Source organism: Kitasatospora sp. NPDC006697 (assembly GCF_042869935.1).
GTDB lineage: Bacteria > Actinomycetota > Actinomycetes > Streptomycetales > Streptomycetaceae > Kitasatospora.
Genome location: NZ_JBIAGU010000016.1, coordinates 1 through 24059, shown reverse-complemented (window position 1 = coordinate 24059; position 24059 = coordinate 1). Strand labels below are relative to the sequence as shown.

The 24059-nt window shown below is 72.7% G+C and carries 2 protein-coding genes; both read left to right on the top strand.

Annotated features, from left to right (window positions below; genetic code table 11):
- The first annotated feature begins 18 nt into the window (after positions 1-18).
- The gene (locus ACFYNO_RS22290; protein WP_388014996.1) at positions 19-21732 is read left to right on the top strand and encodes a non-ribosomal peptide synthase/polyketide synthase; all 21714 of its coding nucleotides are present in this window, start codon (positions 19-21) and stop codon (positions 21730-21732) included.
- Positions 21733-21735: 3 nt separating this feature from the next.
- The coding region (locus ACFYNO_RS22285) for a condensation domain-containing protein (RefSeq protein ID WP_388014993.1) at positions 21736-24059 on the top strand (2324 nt) is incomplete at its 3' end.

Below are 24059 nucleotides of genomic sequence, written 5' to 3'. Positions count from 1 at the left end.
AACCGGAGCACCCTGAAGATGTCGGACAACCGATCCGTCACCTGGCCGCTGACCGCCGCCCAGTCCGGGGTGTGGTTCGCCCAGCAGTTGGACCCGGCCAGTCCCGCCCACCGGATCGCCCACTGCCTGGAGTTCCACGGGCCGGTGGACGCGGCGCTGTTCGTCCGCGCGGTGCGCCAACTGCTCAGCGAGACCGGGCAGCTGCGGCTGCGCTTCGTACTGGACGGCGACGAGCCGCGGCAGTACGCCGGGCCGCTCGACGAGCGGGGGCTCCAAGTGGTCGACGTGACCCGTGCCGCCGACCCCTGGGCCGCCGTGCAGGAGTGGATCCGCGCCGACCTGGCCCGCCCGCTCGACCTGCTGCGCGACCCCGCCGTCGCCCAGGTGGTCTTCCCGGCCGGCCCCGACCGCCTCTACTGGTACCAGCGGGCCCACCACCTGGTCGCCGACGGCTACGTCGGCGCGCAGACCGCCGCCCGGGTCGGCGAGATCTACACCGCCCTGACCGAGGGCCGCCCCACCGGCACCCCGCTCGCCCCCTTCGGCCCGCTGGTCGAGGCCGACCTCGCCTACCGCGGGAGCGAGCAGCACGCCGCCGACCGCCGCTACTGGACCGAGCTGCTCGCCGACCGCCCCGAGCCGGTCGGCCCGGCCGGCCGCACCGCGCCCGCCGCCCACCACGCGCTGCGGCACGGCACCGACCTCGCACCGGCCGCCGCCGACCGGCTGCGCGCCGCCGCCCGCGGCCTGCGCAGCAGCCTGCCCGTGCTGCTCACCGCCGCCACCGCCCTCTACCTCAACCGGCTCACCGGTGCCGAGGACCTGGTGCTCGGCCTGCCCGTCACCGGCCGCGCCACCAAGCTGCGCCGCGAGACCCTGGCGATGCAGAGCAACGTGCTGCCGATCCGGCTCACCGTCCGCCCCGACGCCACCCTCGCCGACCTGGTCCGGCGGACCAGTGCGACCATGCGCGAGGCGCTGCGCCACCAGCTCTACCGGCACGAGGAGTTGCGGCGCGACCTGGGCCTGCTCGGCCCCGACGCCGGCCGGCTGGTCGGGCCGCTGGTGAACGTGATGGCCTTCGACGGCATCGGCGCTGCGGCGCGGTTCGGCGAACTCACGGCGAGCTCCACCAACTTCGCGCACGGCGTGGTCGACGACCTGTCCTTCGTGCTGCTCGACGGCGGTCCCGGCGGCGGGCTGCGGGTGCTGCTGGAGGGCAACCCCGCGCTCTACACCGAGGCCGAACTCGCCGAGCACGCCGCCCGGTTCACCCGGCTGCTGGACGAGCTGGCGGAGGGTGCCATCGACGCCGGCGCGCCGCTGGGCCGGGTGGAGCTGCTGGAGCCGGAGCTGCGCGAGCGGCTGCTGGCGGAGTGGCAGCCCCCGGCGGTGGCGGCCGCGCCCGGCGGGGTGCTGCCGGAGCTGTTCGAGGCGCAGGTGGCGCGGACGCCGGAGGCGGTGGCGGTCACCTTCGGCTCCGGCGAAGAGGCCTTGACCTACCGCGAGTTGAACGCGCGGGCGAACCGGCTGGCCCGGCTGCTGGTCGAGCGCGGGGTCGGGCCGGAGTCGCTGGTCGCGGTGGCGATGCCGCGCTGCGCCGAGCTGGTGGTGGCGCTGGTCGCCGTGCTCAAGGCGGGCGGCGCCTACCTGCCGGTGGACCCGGACTACCCGGCGGACCGGATCGCCTACATGCTCGCGGACGCCCGCCCGGTGCTCACCGTCGGGCTGGACGGCGGCCCGGGTGACCTGGCGGTGGACCGGCCCGGACTGCTGGAGGCCTACAGCGACGCCGACTTGGGCGTGGCGATCGACCCCGCGCATCCGGCCTACGTGATCTACACCTCCGGCTCGACCGGCCGCCCCAAGGGCGTCGTCGTCGCGCACGCGCAGGTGGCGCGGCTCTTCTCGGCCACCGACCAGTGGTTCGGCTTCGGCGCCTCGGACGTGTGGACCTGGTTCCACTCCTTCGCCTTCGACTTCTCGGTCTGGGAGCTGTGGGGCGCACTGCTCTTCGGCGGCCGGCTCGTCGTGGTGCCGACTCTGGTGTCGCGCTCGCCCGCGGAGTTCCTCGAGCTGCTGGTCCGGGAGCGGGTTACGGTGCTCAACCAGACCCCGTCCGCCTTCTACCAGTTGATGCACGCCGACGCCCGGGCGGCCGAGCTGGCGGAGTCGGGGGAGCTGGGGGATCCGGGGCGCCGGCTGGCGCTGCGGGTGGTGGTGTTCGGCGGCGAGGCGCTGGACCTGTCGCGGCTGGGCAGCTGGTACCGGCGGCATGCGGCGGACGCGCCGCGGCTGGTCAACATGTACGGCATCACCGAGACCACGGTGCACGTCAGCTACCGGGCCCTGGAGCCCGCGCTGGACAGCGGCAGCCTGATCGGCGGCGCCATCCCCGACCTGCGGGTCTATGTGCTCGACGGCGCACTGCGGCCCTGCCCGCCCGGTGTGGCGGGCGAGTTGTACGTGGCCGGCGCCGGCCTGGCCCGCGGCTACCTGGGCCGCCCGGAGCTGACCGCCAGCCGGTTCCCCGCCGACCCGTACGGTGAGCCCGGCACCCGGATGTACCGCACCGGCGACGTGGTGCACTGGACGGCGGACGGGGAGCTGGAGTTCGTCGGCCGGGCCGACGACCAGGTGAAGATCCGCGGCTTCCGGATCGAGCTCGGCGAGGTCGAGGGCGCGCTGCTGGCGCACCCGGCGGTCGGCCAGGCGGCCGTGGTGGTGCGCGAGGACCGGCTGGTCGGGTACGTGGTGGCGGAGGGCGCGGTCGACCCTGCACAACTGCGCGCGCACGCGGGCACGATGCTGCCGGAGTACATGGTCCCGTCGGCCGTGGTGCTGCTCGACGCGCTGCCGCTCACCGTCAACGGCAAGCTGGACCGGCGGGCGCTGCCCGACCCGGAGTTCAGCTCGGCGGCCGGTTACCGGGCCCCTGCCACGGTGCGTGAGGAACTGCTGTGCGCGGCCTTCGCGGAGGTGCTGGGGCGCGCGGCGGTCGGGGTGGACGACAACTTCTTCGAGCTGGGCGGGCATTCGCTGCTCGCGACGCGGCTGGCGAGCCGGGTCCGGACCGTGCTCGGGATGGAGCTGCCGATCCGGCTGCTCTTCGAGGCGCCCACGGTGGCCGCGCTGGCGGTGCGGCTGGACGATGCCCTCGCGCAGCGCCCGGCAATCGCGGTCGTCGAGCCCCGGCCCGAGGTGCTGCCGCAGTCGTTCGCGCAGCAGCGGTTGTGGTTCCTGAACGAGCTGGAGGGGCCGAACGCCACCTACAACTCGCCGATGGCGCTGCGGCTCTCGGGCACGCTGGACGTGGCGGCGCTGGACGCGGCGCTGCGCGACGTGGTGGGGCGGCACGAGGTGCTGCGGACGGTGTTCCCGGGGGTGGACCGGCAGGTGGTGCTGCCGGCCGAGCAGGTGGGTGCGCTGCTGACGGTGGTTGAGGAGTGGGACGAGCGGCTGGCCGCCCACACCTTCGACCTCGCGACCGAACTTCCGCTGCGCGCGTGGCTGTTCCAGCACGGTGCCGACGAGTACACGCTCCTCGTCGTCCTGCACCACATCGCGGGTGACGGCTGGTCGCTGGTTCCGCTGGCCCGCGACCTGTCGGCCGCCTACGCGGCGCGGGTGGAGGGGCGGGCGCCGCAGTGGGCTGCGCTGCCCGTGCAGTACGCGGACTATGCGCTCTGGCAGCGCGAGCGGCTCGGCGGCCTCGTGGACCAGCAGCTCGACTACTGGCGTGGTGCGCTGGCCGGGCTGCCCGAGGAGTTGGCGCTCTCGACCGACCGCCCCCGGCCGGCGACCGCCAGCCACCGGGGCGACCGTGTGCCGCTGGTCCTGTCGGCGGAACTGCACCAGCGGGTGGTGGAGTTGGCGCGCGCCGAGGGTGTGACGGTGTTCATGGTGCTGCAGGCGGCGCTTGCGGTGCTGCTGTCGCGGCTGGGGGCGGGCACCGACATCGCGATCGGCACGCCGGTGGCGGGCCGCACCGATGAGGCGCTGGACGAGCTGGTCGGGTTCTTCGTCAACATGCTGGTGCTGCGGACCGACGTCTCCGGCGAGCCGAGCTTCACCGAACTGCTCGGCCGGGTGCGGGAGTCGGTGCTCAATGCGTTCGCCCACCAGGATGTGCCGTTCGAGCGGCTGGTGGAGGAGCTGGCGGTCTCGCGCTCGATGGCGCGGCACCCGCTCTTCCAGGTCATGCTGGCGGTGCAGAACAACCAGCGGGCGGAGCTGGAGCTGGCCGGCCTCGAGGTCGAGCAGCTGGCGACCGGGCCGGAGGCGGCGCGCTTCGACCTCTCGTTCACCCTCGGCGAGGCGGCGGGTGGTGCGGGGTTGGCGGGTGAGCTGACGTTCGCGGTGGATCTGTTCGAGCGCTCAACTGCGGTGGCGTTGGCGGAGCGGTTTGTGCGGGTGGTGGAGTCGGTGGTGGTGTCTCCGGAGCGGGAAGTCGGGTCGGTCGACGTTGGGGGTGGGCCGGCGGGGGAGTGGAATGCGACTGCGCGTGAGGTGCCGGACGCTACGTTGGCGGGGTTGTTCGAGGCGCAGGTGGGGCGGACGCCGGATGCGGTGGCGGTGGTGTTCGAGGGTGAGTCGGTGACGTTCGGTGAGTTGAATGCTCGGGCGAACCGGTTGGCGCGGTTGGTGGTGGAGCGCGGGGTTGGCGTGGTGCCGGTCGTGATGGAGCGGTCGGTGGAGTTGGTGGTGGCGTTGTTGGGTGTGGTGAAGGCGGGGGGTGCGTATCTGCCGGTGGATCCGGAGCTGCCTGCCGAGCGGCGGGAGTACCTGCTGTCGGCGGCGGATGCGGCGCCGGTGACGCGTGAGGTGGTTGAGGAGTCGGCCGGCTACGGGTCGTCGAATCTGACGGATCGTGTGGTTGCTCCACAGAGTCCGGCGTATGTGATCTTCACGTCGGGGTCGACGGGTCGGCCGAAGGGTGTGGTGGTTCCGCACGCGGGGATTGTGAACCGGCTGGCGTGGATGCAGGCGGAGTATGGGCTGAGTTCTGAGGACCGGGTGCTGCAGAAGACGCCGTTCGGTTTCGACGTGAGTGTGTGGGAGTTCTTCTGGCCGTTGCTGGAGGGCGCGACGCTGGTCGTCGCGCGTCCTGGTGGTCACCGGGATCCGGCGTATCTGGCCGGGCTGATCCGGCGTGAGCGGGTGACGGTGACGCACTTCGTGCCGTCGATGCTTCAGGCGTTCGTTGCTGAGCCTTCGGCTGCGGGGTGCTCGGGTCTGCGGGCGGTGATGTGCAGTGGTGAGGCGTTGTCGGCGGATCTGCGTGATCGCTTTGTCGACCTTCTGCCGGGGGTGGGTCTGCACAACCTGTACGGTCCGACCGAGGTGTCGGTGGATGTGACGTTCTGGGACTGCGCCGAGCCGTCGGTGACCGTCCCGATCGGCCGCCCGGTGTGGAACACCCAGCTTCACGTCCTGGATGCCCGTCTGCGCCCGGTCCCGGTTGGTGTTGCGGGTGAGTTGTACCTCGCGGGCGTGCAGCTCGCGCAGGGCTATCTGGCGCGTCCTGCTTTGTCGGCTGAGCGTTTCGTCGCTAATCCCTTCTCGCCGGGTGAGCGCATGTACCGCACCGGCGACTTGGCTCGCTGGCGCACGGATGGTGCGCTGGAGTATCTGGGTCGTACCGATGACCAGGTGAAGCTGCGCGGCTTCCGGATCGAGCTGGGCGAGATCGAGAGCGTCCTGCACTCGTACCCGAAGGTCGACCAGGCCGCCGTTCTGCTCCGCGAGGACCGCCTGGTCGCCTACCTGGTCGCGCCCGCCGACCTGGACACCGCCGAGGTGCGGGCGGGCCTCGCCGCTGTGCTGCCCGAGTACATGGTCCCCGCCGCCTTCGTCGTCCTCGACGCGCTCCCGGTCACGGTCAACGGCAAGCTCGACCGCCGTGCCCTGCCCACCCCGGAGTTCGGCTCCGCCGCCTACCGCGCCCCCGCCACCGCTCACGAGACGCTGCTCTGCGAGGTCTTCGCCGAGGTGCTTGGCCGCGCCGAGGTGGGTGTGGACGACAACTTCTTCGAACTGGGCGGCCACTCCCTGCTCGCCGTCACCCTCGCCGAGCGCCTGCGCAGCCGGGGTGTGCAGGTCAACGTGCGCGCGCTCTTCGCCGCGCCGACCGTCGCCGGCCTGGCCGCCGCGACCGGGTCCGCCGCGCCCGGCGTCGTGGTGCCGCCGAACGTCATCCCCGCCGACGTTCGGGAACTCACGCCCGAGATGCTGCCATTGGTGGACCTCTCCGCTGCCGAGCTGGCCCGCATCGTCGCCGACTTCCCCGGCGGTGTGGCGAACATCGCTGACGTCTACCCGCTCGCCCCGCTGCAGGAGGGCATCCTCTTCCACCACCTGCTGACGGCCGGCGGCGAGGACGTCTACGTCATGCCGACCGTCCTGCGCTTCGACTCGCGCGACCGGCTCGACGCCTTCCTGCGCGCGCTCCAGTTGGTCGTGGACCGCCATGACGTGCTGCGGACGGCCATCCTGCGCGACGGACTGCGGGAGCCCGTGCAGGTGGTCGCCCGGCGGGCGGAACTGCCGGTGGAGGTCGTCGACTTGAGCCAGGACGGCGGAGACCCGGTGGCCCGGCTGGCCGCGACCGGGCGCGCCCCGATGGACCTCACCCGCGCGCCGCTGCTGCAGGCCCGGATCGCCGCTGAGCCGGCCGGCGAAGGCTGGCTGCTGCTGATCCGCCAGCACCACCTGGTGATCGACCACACGGCGCTCGAGCTGCTGCTGGCCGAGATCCGCGCCATCCTCGACGGCCGGCAGGAGCAGCTGCCCGCCCCGCGCCCGTACCGGGAGTTCGTCGCCCAGGCCCGGCTCGGTGTGCCGGCAGCGGAGCACGAGCGGTACTTCGGCGGGCTGCTCGGCGAGGTTGCCGAGCCCACCGCGCCGTACGGCGTGCTCGATGCCCACGGTGACGCCGCCGCCGTGGCCGAGGCGCACGCCACCCTGGACCCCGCCCTCGCGACCCGGCTGCGCGAGCGGGCACGCAGTCTCGGGGTCAGCCCGGCCACGCTGTTCCACCTGGCCTTCGCCCGCGTGGTCGCCGCCACCTCGGGCCGGGACGACGTGGTCTTCGGCACCGTGCTGTTCGGCCGGATGAACGCGGGCGCCGGTGCCGACCGGGTGCCCGGCCTCTTCATCAACACCCTGCCGGTCCGGGTCGACGCGGGGCAGGTCCGCGCGACCGACGCCCTGCACGCGATGCGCGACCAGCTCGCCGACCTGCTCCAGCACGAGCACGCCCCGCTCGCGCTCGCCCAGCAGGCCAGCGGCATCGCGGCCCCCGCGCCGCTGTTCACCGCGCTGCTCAACTACCGCCACAGCCAGGCCGCCGGACCGGGCCGGTCGGCGGAGACGGGCCTGACGGGCGTGGAGGTCGCCTACCTGCACGAGCGCACCAACTACCCGCTCACGCTGACCGTCGACGACTTCGGCACCGACTTCGGTGTCGAGGTCCAGGCCGTCGCCCCGATAGCCGCCGACCGGGTCTGCGAGCTGGTGCGGACGGCCGTCGCCGCGATCGTCGAAGACCCGGAGCGGGAGGTCGGGTCGGTCGACGTTGGGGGTGGGCCGGTGGGGGAGTGGAATGCGACTGCGCGTGAGGTGCCGGACGCCACGTTGGCGGGGTTGTTCGAGGCGCAGGTGGGGCGGACGCCGGATGCGGTGGCGGTGGTGTTCGAGGGTGAGTCGGTGACGTTCGGTGAGTTGAATGCTCGGGCGAACCGGCTTGCGCGGTTGGTGGTGGAGCGTGGGGTGGGTGTGGTGCCGGTCGTGATGGAGCGGTCGGTGGAGTTGGTGGTGGCGTTGCTGGGTGTGGTGAAGGCGGGGGGTGCGTATCTGCCGGTGGATCCGGAGCTGCCTGCGGAGCGGCGGGAGTATCTGTTGTCGGGGGCTGACGCTGCGCCGGTGACGCGTGAGGTGGTTGAGGCGTCGGGCTCTTACGACTCCTCGGACCTGACGGACCGCCGCATCAGCCCGGACGATCCGGCGTATGTGATCTTCACGTCGGGGTCGACGGGTCGGCCGAAGGGTGTGGTGGTTCCGCACGCGGGGATTGTGAACCGGCTGGCGTGGATGCAGGCGGAGTATGGGCTGAGTTCTGAGGACCGGGTGCTGCAGAAGACGCCGTTCGGTTTCGACGTAAGCGTGTGGGAGTTCTTCTGGCCACTGCTGGAGGGCGCGACGCTGGTCCTCGCCCGCCCCGGCGGTCACCGCGACCCGGCCTATCTGGCCGAGCTGATCCGGCGTGAGCGGGTCACGGTGACGCACTTCGTGCCGTCGATGCTTCAGGCCTTCGTTGCTGAGCCCTCCGCCGCCGAGTGCACGGGTCTGCGCGCGGTGATGTGCAGCGGCGAGGCCCTGCCCGCCGACCTGCGCGATCGCTTCCTGGCTGCTCTCCCCGGCACGGGCCTGCACAACCTGTACGGTCCGACCGAGGCGTCGGTGGATGTGACGTTCTGGGACTGCGCCGAGCCGTCGGTGACCGTCCCGATCGGCCGCCCGGTCTGGAACACGCAGCTCCACGTCCTGGACGCCCGCCTGCGCCCGCTCCCTGTCGGTGTCCCGGGTGAGCTCTACCTCGCGGGCGTGCAGCTCGCGCACGGCTACCTGGCCCGCCCGGCCCTCTCGGCCGAGCGGTTCGTCGCCAACCCCTTCGCGCCGGGCGAGCGCATGTACCGCACCGGAGACTTGGCCCGCTGGCGCACGGACGGCGCGCTGGAGTACCTGGGCCGTACCGATGACCAGGTGAAGCTGCGCGGCTTCCGGATCGAGCTGGGCGAGATCGAGAGCGTCCTGCTCTCGTACCCGAAGGTCAGCCAGGCCGCCGTTCTGCTCCGCGAGGACCGCCTCGTCGCCTACCTGGTCGCTCCGGCGGAAGTCGACCGGGCCGACATTCTGCGCCACGTCGCACGTGCCCTGCCCGAGTACATGGTCCCCTCGGCGATCGTGGTCCTCGATGCCCTGCCCGTGACCGTCAATGGCAAGCTCGACCGCCGCGCCCTCCCCGCTCCTGACCAGGTGGCACTGGCGGTCTCCCGGGCAGCGGGCTCGCTCCGCGAGGAACTGCTCTGCGCGGCGTTCGCCGAGGTGCTGGGCCTGCCGCAGGTGGGTATGGACGACAACTTCTTCGTGCTGGGCGGTCACTCCCTCCTCGCAACCCGCCTGGTCAGCCGCATCCGGACCGTGCTCGGCGTCGAGCTGCCGATCCGCGCGCTCTTCGAGGCGCCGACCGTGGCCGGTCTGGCCGTGCGCCTGGACGACACCACGGCCCGGCGCCCGGCGCTCACCGCGATCGAGCCTCGGCCCGAGGTGCTGCCGCTCTCCGCCGCCCAGCAGCGCCTCTGGTTCCTCAACGAACTGGAGGGCCCGAACGCCACCTACAACATCCCCCTCGCCCTCCGCCTCGCCGGCCCGCTCGACGCACGCGCCCTCCACGCCGCCCTCCACGACGTGGTGGCCCGGCACGAGGTGCTGCGCACCGTCTTCCCGAGCGTGGACCAGCAGCAGGTCATCCCGGCCGAGCAGACGGGCCCGCTGCTGACGCTGGTTGAGGAGTGGAACGACCAGCTGGCTGCTCACACTTTCGACCTCGCCGCCGAACGTCCGCTGCGCGCCTGGCTCTTCCAGCACAGTCCGGACGAGCACACCCTGCTCGTCGTCCTGCACCACATCGCGGGCGACGGCTGGTCCCTGGCTCCGCTGGCCCGCGACCTCTCCACCGCATACGCGGCCCGGACCGCCGGCCAGGAGCCGCAGTGGTCCCCGCTGCCTGTCCAGTATGCCGACTATGCGCTCTGGCAGCGCGACCAGCTCGGCGACCTCATGGACCAGCAACTCGCCTACTGGCGGCACGCGCTGGCCGATCTCCCCGAAGAGCTTGCGCTTCCCACCGACCGCCCCCGCCCGGCCACCGCCAGCCACCGGGGCGGTAGCGTGCCGCTGGTCCTGACCACTGAACTGCACCAGCGAGTAGTGGAGTTGGCGCGGGCTGAGGGTGTGACGGTGTTCATGGTGCTGCAGGCCGCGTTTGCGGTGCTGCTGTCGCGCCTGGGCGCGGGCACCGACATCCCGATCGGTACCCCGATCGCGGGCCGCACCGATGAGGCGCTGGACGAGCTGGTCGGCTTCTTCGTCAACACCCTGGTCCTGCGCACCGACCTGTCCGGCAATCCAAGCTTCACCGAACTCCTGGCCCGCGTCCGCGAGTCGGGCCTCGCCGGGTTCGCTCGCCAGGACGTGCCCTTCGAGCGGCTGGTGGAGGAGCTGGCGCCCTCGCGTTCGCTTGCCCGGCACCCGCTCTTCCAGGTGATGCTCACCCTGCGCAACACCGGCGATGCCGCCCTCGAGCTGCCGGGTGTGGCGGCCTCGGTGGTGCCGCTGCCGGCACCGGCGGCCAAGTTCGACCTGGCGGTCGAGCTGGCGGCGGGTGATGCGGGGTTGGCGGGTGAGTTGACGTTCGCGGTGGATCTGTTCGACCGTGCGAGCGCCGAGCTGCTGGCGGAGCGGTTCGTGCGGGTGGTGGAGTCGGTGGTGGCGTCTCCGGAGCGGGAAGTCGGGTCGGTCGACGTTGGGGGTGGGCCGGCGGGGGAGTGGAATGCGACCGCGCATGAGGTGCCGGACGCCACGCTGGCGGGGTTGTTCGAGGCGCAGGTGGGGCGGACGCCGGATGCGGTGGCGGTGGTGTTCGAGGGTGAGTCGGTGACGTTCGCTGAGTTGAATGCTCGGGCGAACCGGTTGGCGCGGTTGGTGGTGGAGCGCGGGGTTGGCGTGGTGCCGGTCGTGATGGAGCGGTCGGTGGAGTTGGTGGTGGCGTTGTTGGGTGTGGTGAAGGCGGGGGGTGCGTATCTGCCGGTGGATCCGGAGCTGCCTGCCGAGCGGCGGAAGTACCTGCTGTCGGCGGCGGACGCTGCGCCGGTAACCCGTGACGTGGTTGAGGAGTCGGCTGGCTACGGGGCGTCGAACCTGACGGATCGTGTGGTTGCTCCGCAGAGTCCGGCGTATGTGATCTTCACGTCGGGCTCGACGGGCCGCCCGAAGGGCGTCGTCGTCCCGCACGCGGGCATCGTGAACCGGCTGGCGTGGATGCAGGCGGAGTACGGGCTGACCGCTGAGGACCGTGTCCTGCAGAAGACGCCGTTCGGTTTCGACGTGAGCGTGTGGGAGTTCTTCTGGCCACTGCTGGAGGGCGCGACGCTGGTCCTCGCCCGCCCCGGCGGTCACCGCGACCCGGCGTATCTGGCCGAGCTGATCCGGCGTGAGCGGGTCACGGTGACGCACTTCGTGCCGTCGATGCTTCAGGCCTTCGTTGCTGAGCCCTCCGCCGCCGAGTGCACGGGTCTGCGCGCGGTGATGTGCAGCGGCGAGGCCCTGCCCGCCGACCTGCGCGATCGCTTCCTGGCTGCTCTCCCCGGCACGGGCCTGCACAACCTGTACGGTCCGACCGAGGCGTCGGTGGATGTGACGTTCTGGGACTGCGCCGAGCCGTCGGTGACCGTCCCGATCGGCCGTCCGGTCTGGAACACGCAGCTCCACGTCCTGGACGCCCGCCTGCGCCCGGTCCCTGTCGGTGTCCCGGGTGAGCTCTACCTCGCGGGCGTGCAGCTCGCGCACGGCTACCTGGCCCGCCCGGCTCTCTCGGCCGAGCGGTTCGTCGCCAACCCCTTCTCGCCGGGTGAGCGCATGTACCGCACGGGCGACTTGGCCCGCTGGCGCACGGACGGCGCGCTGGAGTACCTGGGCCGTACCGATGACCAGGTGAAGCTGCGCGGCTTCCGTATCGAGCTGGGCGAGATCGAGAGCGTCCTGCTCTCGTACCCGAAGGTCGGCCAGGCCGCCGTTCTGCTCCGCGAGGATCGTCTCGTCGCCTACCTGGTCGTTCCGGCGGAAGTCGACCGGGCCGACATTCTGCGCCACGTCGCACGTGCCCTGCCCGAGTACATGGTCCCTGCCGCCCTCGTCCTCCTCGATGCCCTCCCCGTGACCGTCAACGGCAAGCTCGACCGCCGCGCCCTGCCCACCCCGGAGTTCGCCGCCACCACCTACCGCGCCCCCGCCACCGCTCACGAGACGCTGCTCTGCGCGGCCTTCGCCGACGTCCTGGGCCTGCCGCAGGTCGGGGTGGACGACAACTTCTTCGCGCTGGGCGGTCACTCCCTCCTCGCCACCCGCCTGGTCAGCCGCATCCGGACCGTGCTCGGCGTCGAGCTGCCGATCCGCGCGCTCTTCGAGGCGCCGACCGTGGCCGGTCTGGCCCTGCGCCTGGACGACACCACGGCCCGGCGCCCGGCGCTCACCGCGATCGAGCCCCGGCCCGAGGTCCTGCCGCTCTCCGCCGCCCAGCAGCGCCTCTGGTTCCTGAACGAGCTGGAGGGCCCGAACGCCACCTACAACATCCCCCTCGCCCTCCGCCTCGCCGGCCCGCTCGACGCATGCGCCCTCCACGCCGCCCTCCACGACGTGGTGGCCCGGCACGAGGTGCTGCGCACCGTCTTCCCGAGCGTGGACCAGCAGCGAGTCATCCCGGCCGAGGAGATCGGCAGCCTGCTGACCACGGTCTCCGACCGGGACGACCGCCTGGCCGCCCACACCTTCGACCTCGCCACCGAACTCCCCATCCGCGCCTGGCTCTTCCAGCACGGCCCGGACGAGCACATCCTGCTCGTCGTCCTGCACCACATCGCGGGCGACGGCTGGTCCCTGGCTCCGCTGGCCCGCGACCTCTCCACCGCATACGCAGCCCGGACCGCCGGCCAGGAGCCGCAGTGGTCCCCGCTGCCCGTCCAGTACGCCGACTACGCGCTCTGGCAGCGCGACCAGCTCGGCGACCTCATGAACCAGCAACTCGCCTACTGGCGTGGTGCACTGGCCGATCTCCCCGAAGAGCTTGCGCTTCCCACCGACCGCCCCCGCCCGGCCACCGCCAGCCACCGGGGCGCCACCGTCGACCTCGCGATCCCCGGCGAACTGCACGATCAGCTCGCAGACTTGGCGCGCACCGAGGGCAGCACGCTGTTCATGGTGCTGCAGGCGGGGCTCGCCGTGACGCTGTCCCGGCTCGGCGCGGGCACCGACATCCCGATCGGCAGCCCGGTCGCCGGTCGCACCGATGAGGCGCTGGACGACCTGGTCGGCTTCTTCGTCAACACTCTGGTCCTGCGCACCGACCTGTCCGGCGACCCGAGCTTCACCGAACTCCTGGCCCGCGTCCGCGAGTCGGGCCTCGCCGGCTTTGCTCACCAGGACGTGCCCTTCGAGCGGCTGGTGGAGGAGCTGGCACCGTCCCGCTCGCTCGCCCGGCACCCGCTCTTCCAGGTGATGCTCACCCTGCAGAACATCGCGCCCGCCACCGTGGAGCTGCCGGGCCTGACGGCCGCCCCGGTCACGGTCGGCGAACCGGCGGCCAAGTTCGACCTGGCCTTCGCTCTGGAGGAGCAGCCCGGCGCGGCTGGCCTGCTCGGCACCCTGACCTTCGCCACCGACCTGTTCGACCAGGAGAGCGCGACCGCGATCGCGGACCGCTTCCTCCGTGTCCTGCACGCGGTGGCAGCAGCGCCGGAGCAGAACGTCGGCTCCGTCGACGTCCTGAGCAGCGAGGAGCGGCACCGGCTTCTCGCCGAGTGGAACGACACCGCCACGGCTCTGCCCTCCGGCACGCTGGCGGAGCTGTTCGCCGCCCAGGTGGCCCGGACGCCGGAGGCCCCGGCGGTGGCGTTCGGCGGGACGGTGCTCAGTTACACCGAGCTCGACGCCGCCGCCGAGGCGCTGGCCCGGCGGCTGGCCGCCGAGGGGGTCGGTCCCGAGCGCGCGGTGGCGGTGCTGATGGACCGCTCGGCCGAGCTGGTGGTGGCGCTGCTCGCGGTGGTCAAGGCCGGCGGCTGCTACGTGCCGCTGGACGCCCGCTACCCGCTGGCCCACCGCCGGATGATCGCGGCCGAGACCGGCGCCACCGTGGTGATCACCGACGACGGGCTGCGCGAACAGGCTGCCGAACTCGGGCTCACCGTGCTGACGACAGCCGACGCCACCACCGGCAGCACGGGCGGCCCGGGCAGCACCACCGAGCCGCCACTCGCCGTGGCCGCGCACGAGGGCCAACTGGTGTACGTGATGTACACCTCCGGCTCCACCGGCCGCCCCAAGGGCGTGGCGGTCACCCACCGCGATGTGATCGCGCTGGCGATGGACCGCCGGTTCGCCGACGCGGACCGGGTGCTGATGCACTCGCCGCACTCCTTCGACGCCGCCACCTTCGAGCTCTGGGCACCGCTCCTGACGGGCCATCAGATCGTCGTCGCGCCCAGCGGTGGACTGACCTCGGCCGGACTGGCCCGGGTGGTCGCGGAGCACGGGGTGAGCTGGCTCTTCCTCACCATCGGCCTGTTCGGCCTCTTCGCCGAGGAGGACCCGGGCTGCTTCGCGGGGCTGCGGCAGGTGTGGACCGGCGGCGACACCGTCGCGCCGGTGCTGGTCGCCCGGGTGCGCGAGGCCTGCCCGGACACCGTGGTGGTGAACGTCTACGGCCCGACCGAGACCACCACCTTCGCCACGGCCGCCCCGGTCGCGCACACCGAGTCCGCCCTGCCGATCGGCGGTCCGCTGGACAACATGCGTGCGTACGTGCTGGATTCGGCCCTGCGGCCGGTCCCGGTCGGTGTCACCGGTGAGCTGTACCTGGCCGGTGCCGGGGTGGCACGCGGCTACTTCCAGCGGCCCGGGCAGACGGCGGAGCGCTTCCTGGCCGACCCGTTCGGTGGTGGACGCATGTACCGGACGGGCGACTTGGTGCGGTGGAACCGCACCGGGCAGCTCGATTACGTGGGCCGTGCGGACCAGCAGGTGAAGCTGCGCGGCTTCCGGATCGAGCTGGGCGAGGTCGAGGCCGCGTTGCTCGCGCAGTCCGGCGTCACCCAGGCGGTGGCGATGGTCCGGGAGGACGCCCCGGGTGTGAAGCGCCTGGTCGCCTATCTGGTCGGCGACGCGGACCCGCAGGACGTCCGCGCCCAGCTGGCCGCCACGCTCCCCGAGTATCTGGTCCCCGGCGTCCTGGTCCCGCTGGACGCCTTGCCGCTGACCGTCAACGGCAAGCTCGACCGCCGCGCCCTGCCCGCCCCCGACACCGTCACCACCGCCCAGCGCGCCCCCCGCACCGCGCGCGAGGAGCAGTTGTGCGGGCTCTTCGCCGAGCTGCTGGGCCTGGCAGGCGTCGGTATCGACGACAGTTTCTTCGCGTCGGGCGGCCACTCGCTGCTGGCCACTCGCCTGGTGAGCCGCATCCGGACGGCGATGGACGTGGAGCTGCCGATCCGCGCGCTCTTCGAGGCGCCCACGGTGGCCGCCTTGGCGGCCCGCCTCGACGCCGAGGCCATGAGCAGCCGCCGCCCCGCGCTCACGGCCGGGACGCGCCCCGAGGTGCTGCCGGTCTCCTTCGCCCAGCAGCGCCTCTGGTTCCTCGGTGAACTCGAAGGCCCCAGCACCACCTACACCATCCCGCTCGCGCTGCGCCTCTCCGGCCCACTCGACCTGCAGGCGCTCGAGGCCGCCCTGCACGACGTGGTCGCCCGGCACGAGTCGCTGCGCACCGTCTTCCCGATGGTGGACGGCGGCCCGGTGCAGCAGGTGCTGCCCGCCGAGGCGGTGGGCCCGCTGCTGACCGTCACCACCGGCGAGGACGGCACCGGCCACACCTTCGACCTGCGGACCGAAGTGCCGCTGCACGCCTGGCTGGTGCGCCAGAGCGAGACCGAGCACGAGCTCCGGCTGCTGCTGCACCACATCGCGGGCGACGGCTGGTCGCTCGCCCCGCTGGCCCGCGACCTCTCCACCGCCTATGCCGCCCGCAGCACCGGCACCAGCCCGCAGTGGGTGCCGCTGCCGGTGCAGTACGCGGACTTCGCGCTCTGGCAGCGGGAGTTGCTGGGCGAGGTGCTTGCCGAGCAGTTGGACTTCTGGCGGCAGAACCTCGCCGGCCTGCCCGAGGAGCTGACCCTCCCCACCGACCGCCCCCGCCCGGCCGTGGCCAGCCACCGGGGCGACAGCGTGCCGCTGCTGCTCACACCCGAAGTGCACGCCCGCCTCGCGGAGTTGGCGGCGGCGGAAGGCGTGACCGTCTTCATGGTGCTGCAGGCCGCGCTGGCGGTGCTGCTGTCACGCCTGGGCGCGGGTACCGACATCCCGATCGGTACGCCGGTCGCGGGTCGCACGGATGATGCGCTGGACGAGCTGGTCGGGTTCTTCGTCAACACCCTGGTGCTGCGCACGGATCTGTCGGGTGCGCCGAGTTTCACCGAACTGCTCGGCCGGGTGCGGGAGTCGGGTCTCGCGGCGTTCGCTCACCAGGATGTGCCGTTCGAGCGGCTGGTGGAGGAGCTGGCGCCGTCGCGGTCGATGGCGCGGCACCCGCTCTTCCAGGTGATGCTCAGCCTGCAGAACAACGAAGCGGCCACCGTGCACCTCCCCGGCCTGCACGCCGAGCCGTTGCCGGCCGCCGCTCCGGCGGCCCGATACGATCTCGGCTTCACGCTCGCAGAGTCGGCGGACCAGGACGGCACGCCGGCCGGTCTGAGCGGCCTCCTCACCTACGCCACCGACCTGTTCGACGCGGCGACGGCCGCGCAGTTGGCCGAGCGCTTCGCCCGGGTGCTCACCGGCTTGCTGGCCGCTCCCGAACGGCCGGTGGATGCCGTGGAGTTGTTGTCGGAGGCCGAGCGGTACCGGTTGCTGGTGGAGTGGAACGACACGGCGCGTGAGGTGCCGTCGACGACGCTGACCGCGTTGTTCGAGGCGCAGGCGGGGCGCACGCCGGAGGCGGAGGCGGTGGCGTGCGCCGATGCCGTGCTCGGCTATGCGGAGTTGAACGCGCGCGCCAACCGCCTCGCGCGGTACCTGCGTGCGCAGGGGGTGGGTGCGGAGTCGCGGGTGGCGTTGGTGCTGCGGCGGTCGACGGAGGTGGTCGTGGCGATGCTGGCGGTGCTCAAGGCCGGTGGCGCCTACGTTCCGGTGGATCCGGAGTATCCGGCGGACCGGATCGCCTACATGCTGGAGGACTGCGCTCCGGCGGTCATCCTCACCGATGCCGACTTCCCGGACGTGAGCGGCTTCGACTCCGCCAATCTGGATCTGGCGATCGATCCGCGTCAGCCCGGGTACGTGATCTACACCTCCGGTTCCACCGGTCGCCCGAAGGGCGTTCTGGTCCCGCATGCCGGCCTGGTCAACTACCTCACCCGCGTCGTCCAGGCCTACCCCGAGGTGCGGGGCACCACGCTCCAGCACGCCTCGATCTCCTTCGACGCGGGTGTCACCGGCCTCTACGGCGCGCTGATCAGCGGCGGCCGGGTCCGCATCGCGGCCCCCGACGAGCACCTGCCCGCTGCCCTCGCGGGGGAGAGCCTGAGTTTCCTGAAGGCGACGCCGAGTGCGCTGGCCTACCTGGACGCGATCTCGCGGGTGCATGTGCCGACGGGTCGGCTGATGGTGGGTGGTGAGGGTTCGCAGGTCGCGCAGCTGCGCCGTTGGCGTGAGCGGCATCCGGGGGTGGCGGTGGTCAACCACTACGGCCCCACGGAGGCCACGGTCGGCTGCACCGATTTCCTGCTCGATGCCCACCCGGACCTGCCCGATGCGGGGATCGTGCCGATCGGCCGGCCGATGTGGAACACCCGCGCCTACGTCCTGGACGCGGCTCTGCGCCCGGTCCCGGTCGGTGTGCCCGGTGAGCTGTACATCGCCGGTGCCCAGCTGGCGCGCGGCTACCTCAACCGTCCGGGCCTGACCGCCGAGCGGTTCATCGCCGACCCGTTCAACGACGGGCGGATGTACCGCACCGGCGACCTGGTCCGGTGGCGGGCCGATGGCAACATCGAGTACCTGGGCCGTACCGACGACCAGGTCAAGATCCGCGGCTACCGCATCGAACTGGGCGAGATCGAAGCGGCCCTGGCCGCCTGGCCCGGCGTCCAGCGTGCCGCCGTCCTGGTCCGCGAGGACCGGCTGATCGGCTACGCCGCCGCCCCCGGCGGCCTGGACACCACCGCCCTGCGCGACCACCTCGCCACCGTGCTGCCCGAGTTCATGGTCCCCGCCGCCATCGTCGCCCTCGACGCCCTCCCGCTCACCGTCAACGGCAAACTCGACCGCCGCGCCCTCCCCGCCCCCGAGCTCCCCAGCGGCACCGCGCCCTACCGCGCCCCGCGCACCCCGCAGGAGGAGGTGCTCTGCACCGAGTTCGCCCAGGTCCTCGGCGTGCCGCTGGTCGGGCTGGACGACAATTTCTTCGAGCTGGGCGGCCACTCGCTGCTCGCCGTCACGCTGGTCGAGCGGCTGCGGGCGCAGGGCGTCGAGGTCAACGTCCGGGCGCTGTTCGCCGCCCCGACCGCCGCGGGCCTGGCCGCCTCCACCACCGCCGGAACCAGCGGCGTGACCGTTCCGCCGAACCTGATCCCGCCCGGCACCGAGCGGATCACCCCCGACATGGTCACCCTCGCCGAACTGACCCAGGACCAACTCGACCGCATCGCCGACGAATTCCCCGGCGGCGCCGCCAACATCGCCGACCTCTACCCCCTCGCCCCGCTCCAGGAGGGCATCTTCTTCCACCACCTGATGGCGGAGGGCGAGGGCGGTGACGACATCTACGTCGTCCCGGCGCTCATGGCCTTCGACTCCCGCGAGCGGCTGGACGCCTTCCTCGGCGCCCTGCAGCAGGTGGTCAGCCGCCATGACATCCTGCGCACGGCCGTCCTCTGGAAGGACCTGCCCGAGCCGGTCCAGGTGGTCGCCCGGAGCGCTGAACTGCCGCTCCAGCAGCACAGCCTGACCGGCCCGGACCCGATGGCCGAACTGCTCGCCGCCGTCCCGGCGACCATGGACCTGACCCGGGCCCCGCTGCTGCGCGCCCACATCGCCGCCGAACCCGGCAGCGAGCGCTGGCTGCTGGTGCTGCAGCGGCACCACCTGGTCACCGACCACACCGCGTTGGACATCCTGCTCGGCGAGATCCAGGCCGTGCTGGCCGGCACCGCCGACCGGCTGCCCCAGCCCCTGCCGTTCCGCGAGTTCGTCGCCCAGGCCCGGCTCGGGGTCTCCCGCGAGGAGCACCAGAAGTTCTTCGCCGACCTGCTCGGCGGCATCACCGAACCGACCGCGCCGTTCGGCCTGTTGGACGTGCGCGGCGACGGCAGCCGGGTCACCGAGGCCGAACTGCGGCTCGCCGACGGGCTGGCCGACCGGATCCGCGAGCAGGCGCGCGCGGCGGGCGTCAGCCCGGCGACGCTCTTCCACGTGGCCTGGGCCCGGGTGGTCGCGGCGACGGCCAACCGGGAGGACGTGGTCTTCGGCACCCTGCTGTTCGGCCGGATGAACTCCGGCAGCGGCGCCGACCGGGTGCCCGGCCTGTTCATCAACACCCTGCCGGTCCGGCTGGACACCGCGGGCCTCGGCGCCGCCGAGGCGGTGCGCGCCATGCGCGGCCGGCTCGCCGACCTGCTGGTGCACGAGCACGCCCCGCTGGCCCTCGCCCAGCAGGCCAGCGGCATCGCGGCGCCCGCGCCGCTCTTCACCGCGCTGCTCAACTACCGCCACAGCCACCAGGCGCCGGCCGGCAGCGCACCCGCGGGACTGGTCGGCACGGAGGCGCGGCACGGCCAGGACCGCACCAACTACCCGCTCACCGTGGCGATCGACGACCTGGGCAGCGGATTCCTGCTCTCCGCCCAGGCCGTCGGCCCGATCGACCCGGCGCTGGTCTGCGAGTTGACCAACACCGCACTGGACGGGCTGCTCACCGCACTCGAGCACGCACCCGAGACCCCGCTGACCCGGATCGAGGTGCTGACCGAGGCCCAGCGGCACACCCTGCTCGGCGACTGGAACGCGACCGCCGTGGACCGGCCCGCGACCACCCTCACCGAGCTGTTCGAGAGCCAGGCCGCCCGCAGCCCGCGGGCCACCGCCCTGGCCTTCGGCGACCAGCAGCTCAGCTACGCCGAACTCGACACCCGGGCCAATGCGTTGGCCCGGCAGCTCGCCGGGCTCGGGGTCGGCCCCGAGACCCTGGTGCCGGTGCTGATGCGCCGCTCGGCCGACCTGGTGATCACCCTGCTCGCCGTCCTCAAGTCCGGCGGCGCGTACGTGCCGATCGACGCCCGGGCCCCCGAGGCCCGGATGGCCGTGATCCACCGGGATGCCGGCGGCGACCTGCTGCTGGTGGACGCCGAGACCGGAGCGGGCGCCTTCGCCCGCTCCGTCGCGGCCGCCGGCGGCCGGGTGCTGACCGTCGACACCACGGCGGCCGACCCGACCGGCCCCGCGACCGCCACCCACCCCGACCAGCCGGCCTACGTGATGTACACCTCCGGCTCCACCGGCCTGCCCAAGGGCATCGCCAACACCCACCGCGGCGTGGCCGAGCTGGTGCTCGACCGGTGCTGGCGGGAGACCGTCCCGCAGCGGGTGCTGTTCCAGGCCCCGCACGCCTTCGACGCCTCCACCTACGAGCTGTGGGTGCCGCTCACCGCCGGCGGCACCGTGGTGATCGCCCCCGAGGGCCGGCTCGACGCCGGTGCGCTGCGCGGACTGAAGGACCGCCACCAGCTGACCCACCTGCACCTGACGGCGGGCCTGTTCCGAGTGCTCGCCGAGGACGACCCGGCCTCCTTCGCCGGTCTGCACGAGGTCGGCACCGGCGGCGACGTGGTGCCCGCCGGGGCCGTCCGTCGGGTGCTCGAGGCCTGCCCGGGCATCGTGGTCCGCAACACCTACGGGCCCACCGAGACCACGCTCTGCGCCACCCAGGTGCCCGTCACCGACGCCGAACAGGTGCCCGCCGTGCTGCCGATCGGCCGGCCGATGGACAACACCCGTGCCTACGTGCTGGATTCGGCGCTGCGCCCGGTCCCGGTCGGCACGGCGGGGGAGCTGTACCTGGCCGGCACCGGCCTGGCTCGCGGCTACCTGGGCCGGGCCGCGCTGACCGCCGAACGGTTCGTCGCGGACCCGTTCTCCGCCGGCGGCCGGCTCTACCGCACCGGCGACCTGGTGCGCTGGAACCGATGGGGGTGCTCCCGGCCGGAGGCCGGGGGAGGGCTGCTGGAGTTCGTCGGCCGCGCCGACGACCAGGTGAAGATCCGCGGCTTCCGGATCGAACTCGCCGAGATCGAGGCCGTGTTGGCCGCCCACCCGGCGGTCTCCGACGTGGCCGTGATCGCCCGCGAGGACCGGCCCGGCGACAAGCGCCTGGTCGCCTACGCGGTGCTCGCCGAGCCGGCCGAACGGGCCGTCACAGTCGAGGAGTTGCGCGGCCACCTGGCTGAGCGGCTGCCCGACTACATGGTGCCGTCGGCGGCGGTGCTGCTGGAGCGGCTGCCGCTGACCGCCAACAACAAGCTGGACCGCAAGGCGCTGCCGGCCCCCGACCTCGGCTCCACCGTGCCGCACCGGGCACCGGCCACACCGCGCGAGCAGAAGCTCTGCGAGGCCTTCGAACAGGTGCTGGGCGTGACCGGTGTCGGCCTGGATGACAACTTCTTCGACCTGGGCGGCCACTCCCTGCTGGCCACCCGCCTGGTCAGCCGGATCCGCACCGCGCTCGGCGTGGAACTGCCGATCCAGGCCCTCTTCGAGGCACCGACGGTCGCCGGTGTGGCAAAGCGGCTCGAATCGACGAACAAGAAGGCACGGCCCGCGTTCCGGGCAATGCGCGGGAACAAGGAGTCCTGACCAATGATCCCCGTCTCTTTCGCCCAGCAGCGGCTCTGGTTCCTCGGCCAGCTGGAGGGCCCCAACGCCACCTACAACATCCCGCTCGGCCTGCGGATGACCGGCACCCTCGACACCGCCGCCCTGCACGGCGCGCTGCACGACGTGGTCGGCCGGCACGAGGTGCTGCGCACGGTGTTCCCGGCGGTCGACGGCCAGCCCTGGCAGGACATCCGGGAGGCCGACACGGTGGGTCCGCTGCTCACCGAGGTCGACGCCACCGCGCTGGACGAGGCGGCGCTCACGGCGGAACTCGGCCGGGCGGCCCGCTGCGTCTTCGACCTGTCTCGCGAGTTTCCGCTGCGGGCCTGGCTGTTCCGGCGCGGCCCGGAAGACCACGTGCTGCTGGTCGTAGTGCACCACATTGCGGGCGACGGCTGGTCGATGGGCCCGCTGGCCCGCGACGTCGCCACCGCCTACCGGGCCCGGCTGACCGGCGGCGAGCCGGACTGGGAGGAACTGCCCGGCCAGTACGCCGACTACGCGCTCTGGCAGCGCGAACTGCTCGGCGAGGAGGATGACCCGGAGAGCCTGCTCAGCGAGCAGCTGGCCTACTGGCGCGGCGCGCTCGCCGACCTGCCGGAAGAGCTGGTGCTGCCCGCCGACCGCGCCCGCCCGGCCGTCGCCGGACACCGGGGCGGCACGGCCGAGTTCGAGATCCCGGTGGAACTGCACCGCTCGATGGCCGAGTTGGCCAGGTCCAAGGGCGGCACGGTGTTCATGGTGCTGCAGGCGGCGGTCGCGGTGCTGCTCTCCCGGCTGGGAGCGGGGGAGGACATCCCGATCGGCACGGCGGTCGCCGGCCGGATGGACGAGGGCCTGAACGACCTGATCGGCTTCTTCGTCAACACCCTGGTGCTGCGCACCGACCTGTCCGGCGATCCCGGCTTCGCCGACCTCGTGGGGCGGGTCCGGGACGCGGGCCTCGCGGCGTTCGCCCACCAGGACGTGCCGTTCGAGCGGCTGGTGGAGGACCTGGCACCGTCGCGCTCGATGGCGAGGCACCCGCTCTTCCAGGTGATGCTCAGCCTGCAGAACAACGCCGGGGTGACGCTGGACCTGCCCGGCCTCGTGGCGGAGCCGCTGGCCGGCGGCGAGGCGCCCGCCAAGTTCGACCTCAACTTCACCTTCGCCGAGTCCTTCGGACCCGGCGGCGGCCCGGGCGGGATCACGGGCAGCGTCACCTACGCCCGCGATCTCTTCGAGCCCGCGAGCGGCGAGCGGTTCGGGCCGCGCCTGGTGCGGGTGCTCGGGCAGCTGCTCGCCGCGCCGGAGCAGCCCGTGTCGCGGGTGGAGGTGCTGACCGGCCAGGAGCGGGAGTTGCTGGCCGGGTGGCAGAACGGTCCGGTGACGGAGCGGATTCCGCTCTCGCTGCCGGAGCTGTTCGCGGGGCAGGTGGCGCGGACGCCGCGGGCGGTGGCGGTGAGTTGTGGCGGTGTGGAGCTGAGTTATGCGGAACTGGATGCCAGGGCGAATGGGGTGGCGCGGCGGTTGCTGGCGCACGGGGTCGTGGCGGAGCAGGGTGTGGCGGTGTTGATGGGCCGTTCGGTGGAGTTGGTGGTGGCGCTGCTGGGGGTGGTGAAGGCGGGCGGCTGCTATGTGCCGCTGGATGCGCGGTACCCGTTGGCGCATCGGCAGACGATTGCGGCGGAGACGGGCGCGAAGGTGGTGCTGACGGATGCCGGGCTGCGTGAGCAGGCCGGTGAGCTCGGCCTGACGGTACTGGACATCGACGATGCGGTGGGCGAGCGGCCGAACGTGGCGGTGTCGGCTGCTCAGTTGGCGTATGTGATGTACACCTCGGGGTCGACGGGCCGGCCGAAGGGTGTGGCGGTGTCGCATGCGGAGGTGGCGGCGCTGGCGCTGGACGGCGGTTTTGCGGCGGGTGGGGCGATGGAGCGGGTGCTGTTGCATTCGCCGTACTCGTTCGATGCGTCGACGATGGAGTTGTGGGTGCCGCTGTTGACGGGTGGTCAGGTGGTGGTGATGGAGCCGGGTGAGGTGACGGTGGCTTCGCTGAGGCGGGTGCTGCCCGGGGTGACGGGGCTGTGGTTGACGTCGGGGTTGTTCTCGTTGGTGGCGGAGGAGGATCCGGGTTGCCTCGCGGTGGTGAGGGAGGTCTGGACCGGTGGTGATGTGGTGTCGCCGGTGGCGGTGGAGCGGGTCCGGGCGGCGTGTCCTGACACGACTGTCGTGAATGGTTACGGCCCGACGGAGTGCACCACGTTTGCTGCCACGCATCGCGTGGCTGCGCCGGGTGGTGTGCCGATCGGCCGTCCGTTGGAGGA

Excerpts from the sequence above, each read along its gene's own strand:
- ACFYNO_RS22290 (WP_388014996.1), top strand. The coding sequence starts at position 19 with ATGTCGGACAACCGATCCGTCACCTGGCCGCTGACCGCCGCCCAGTCC.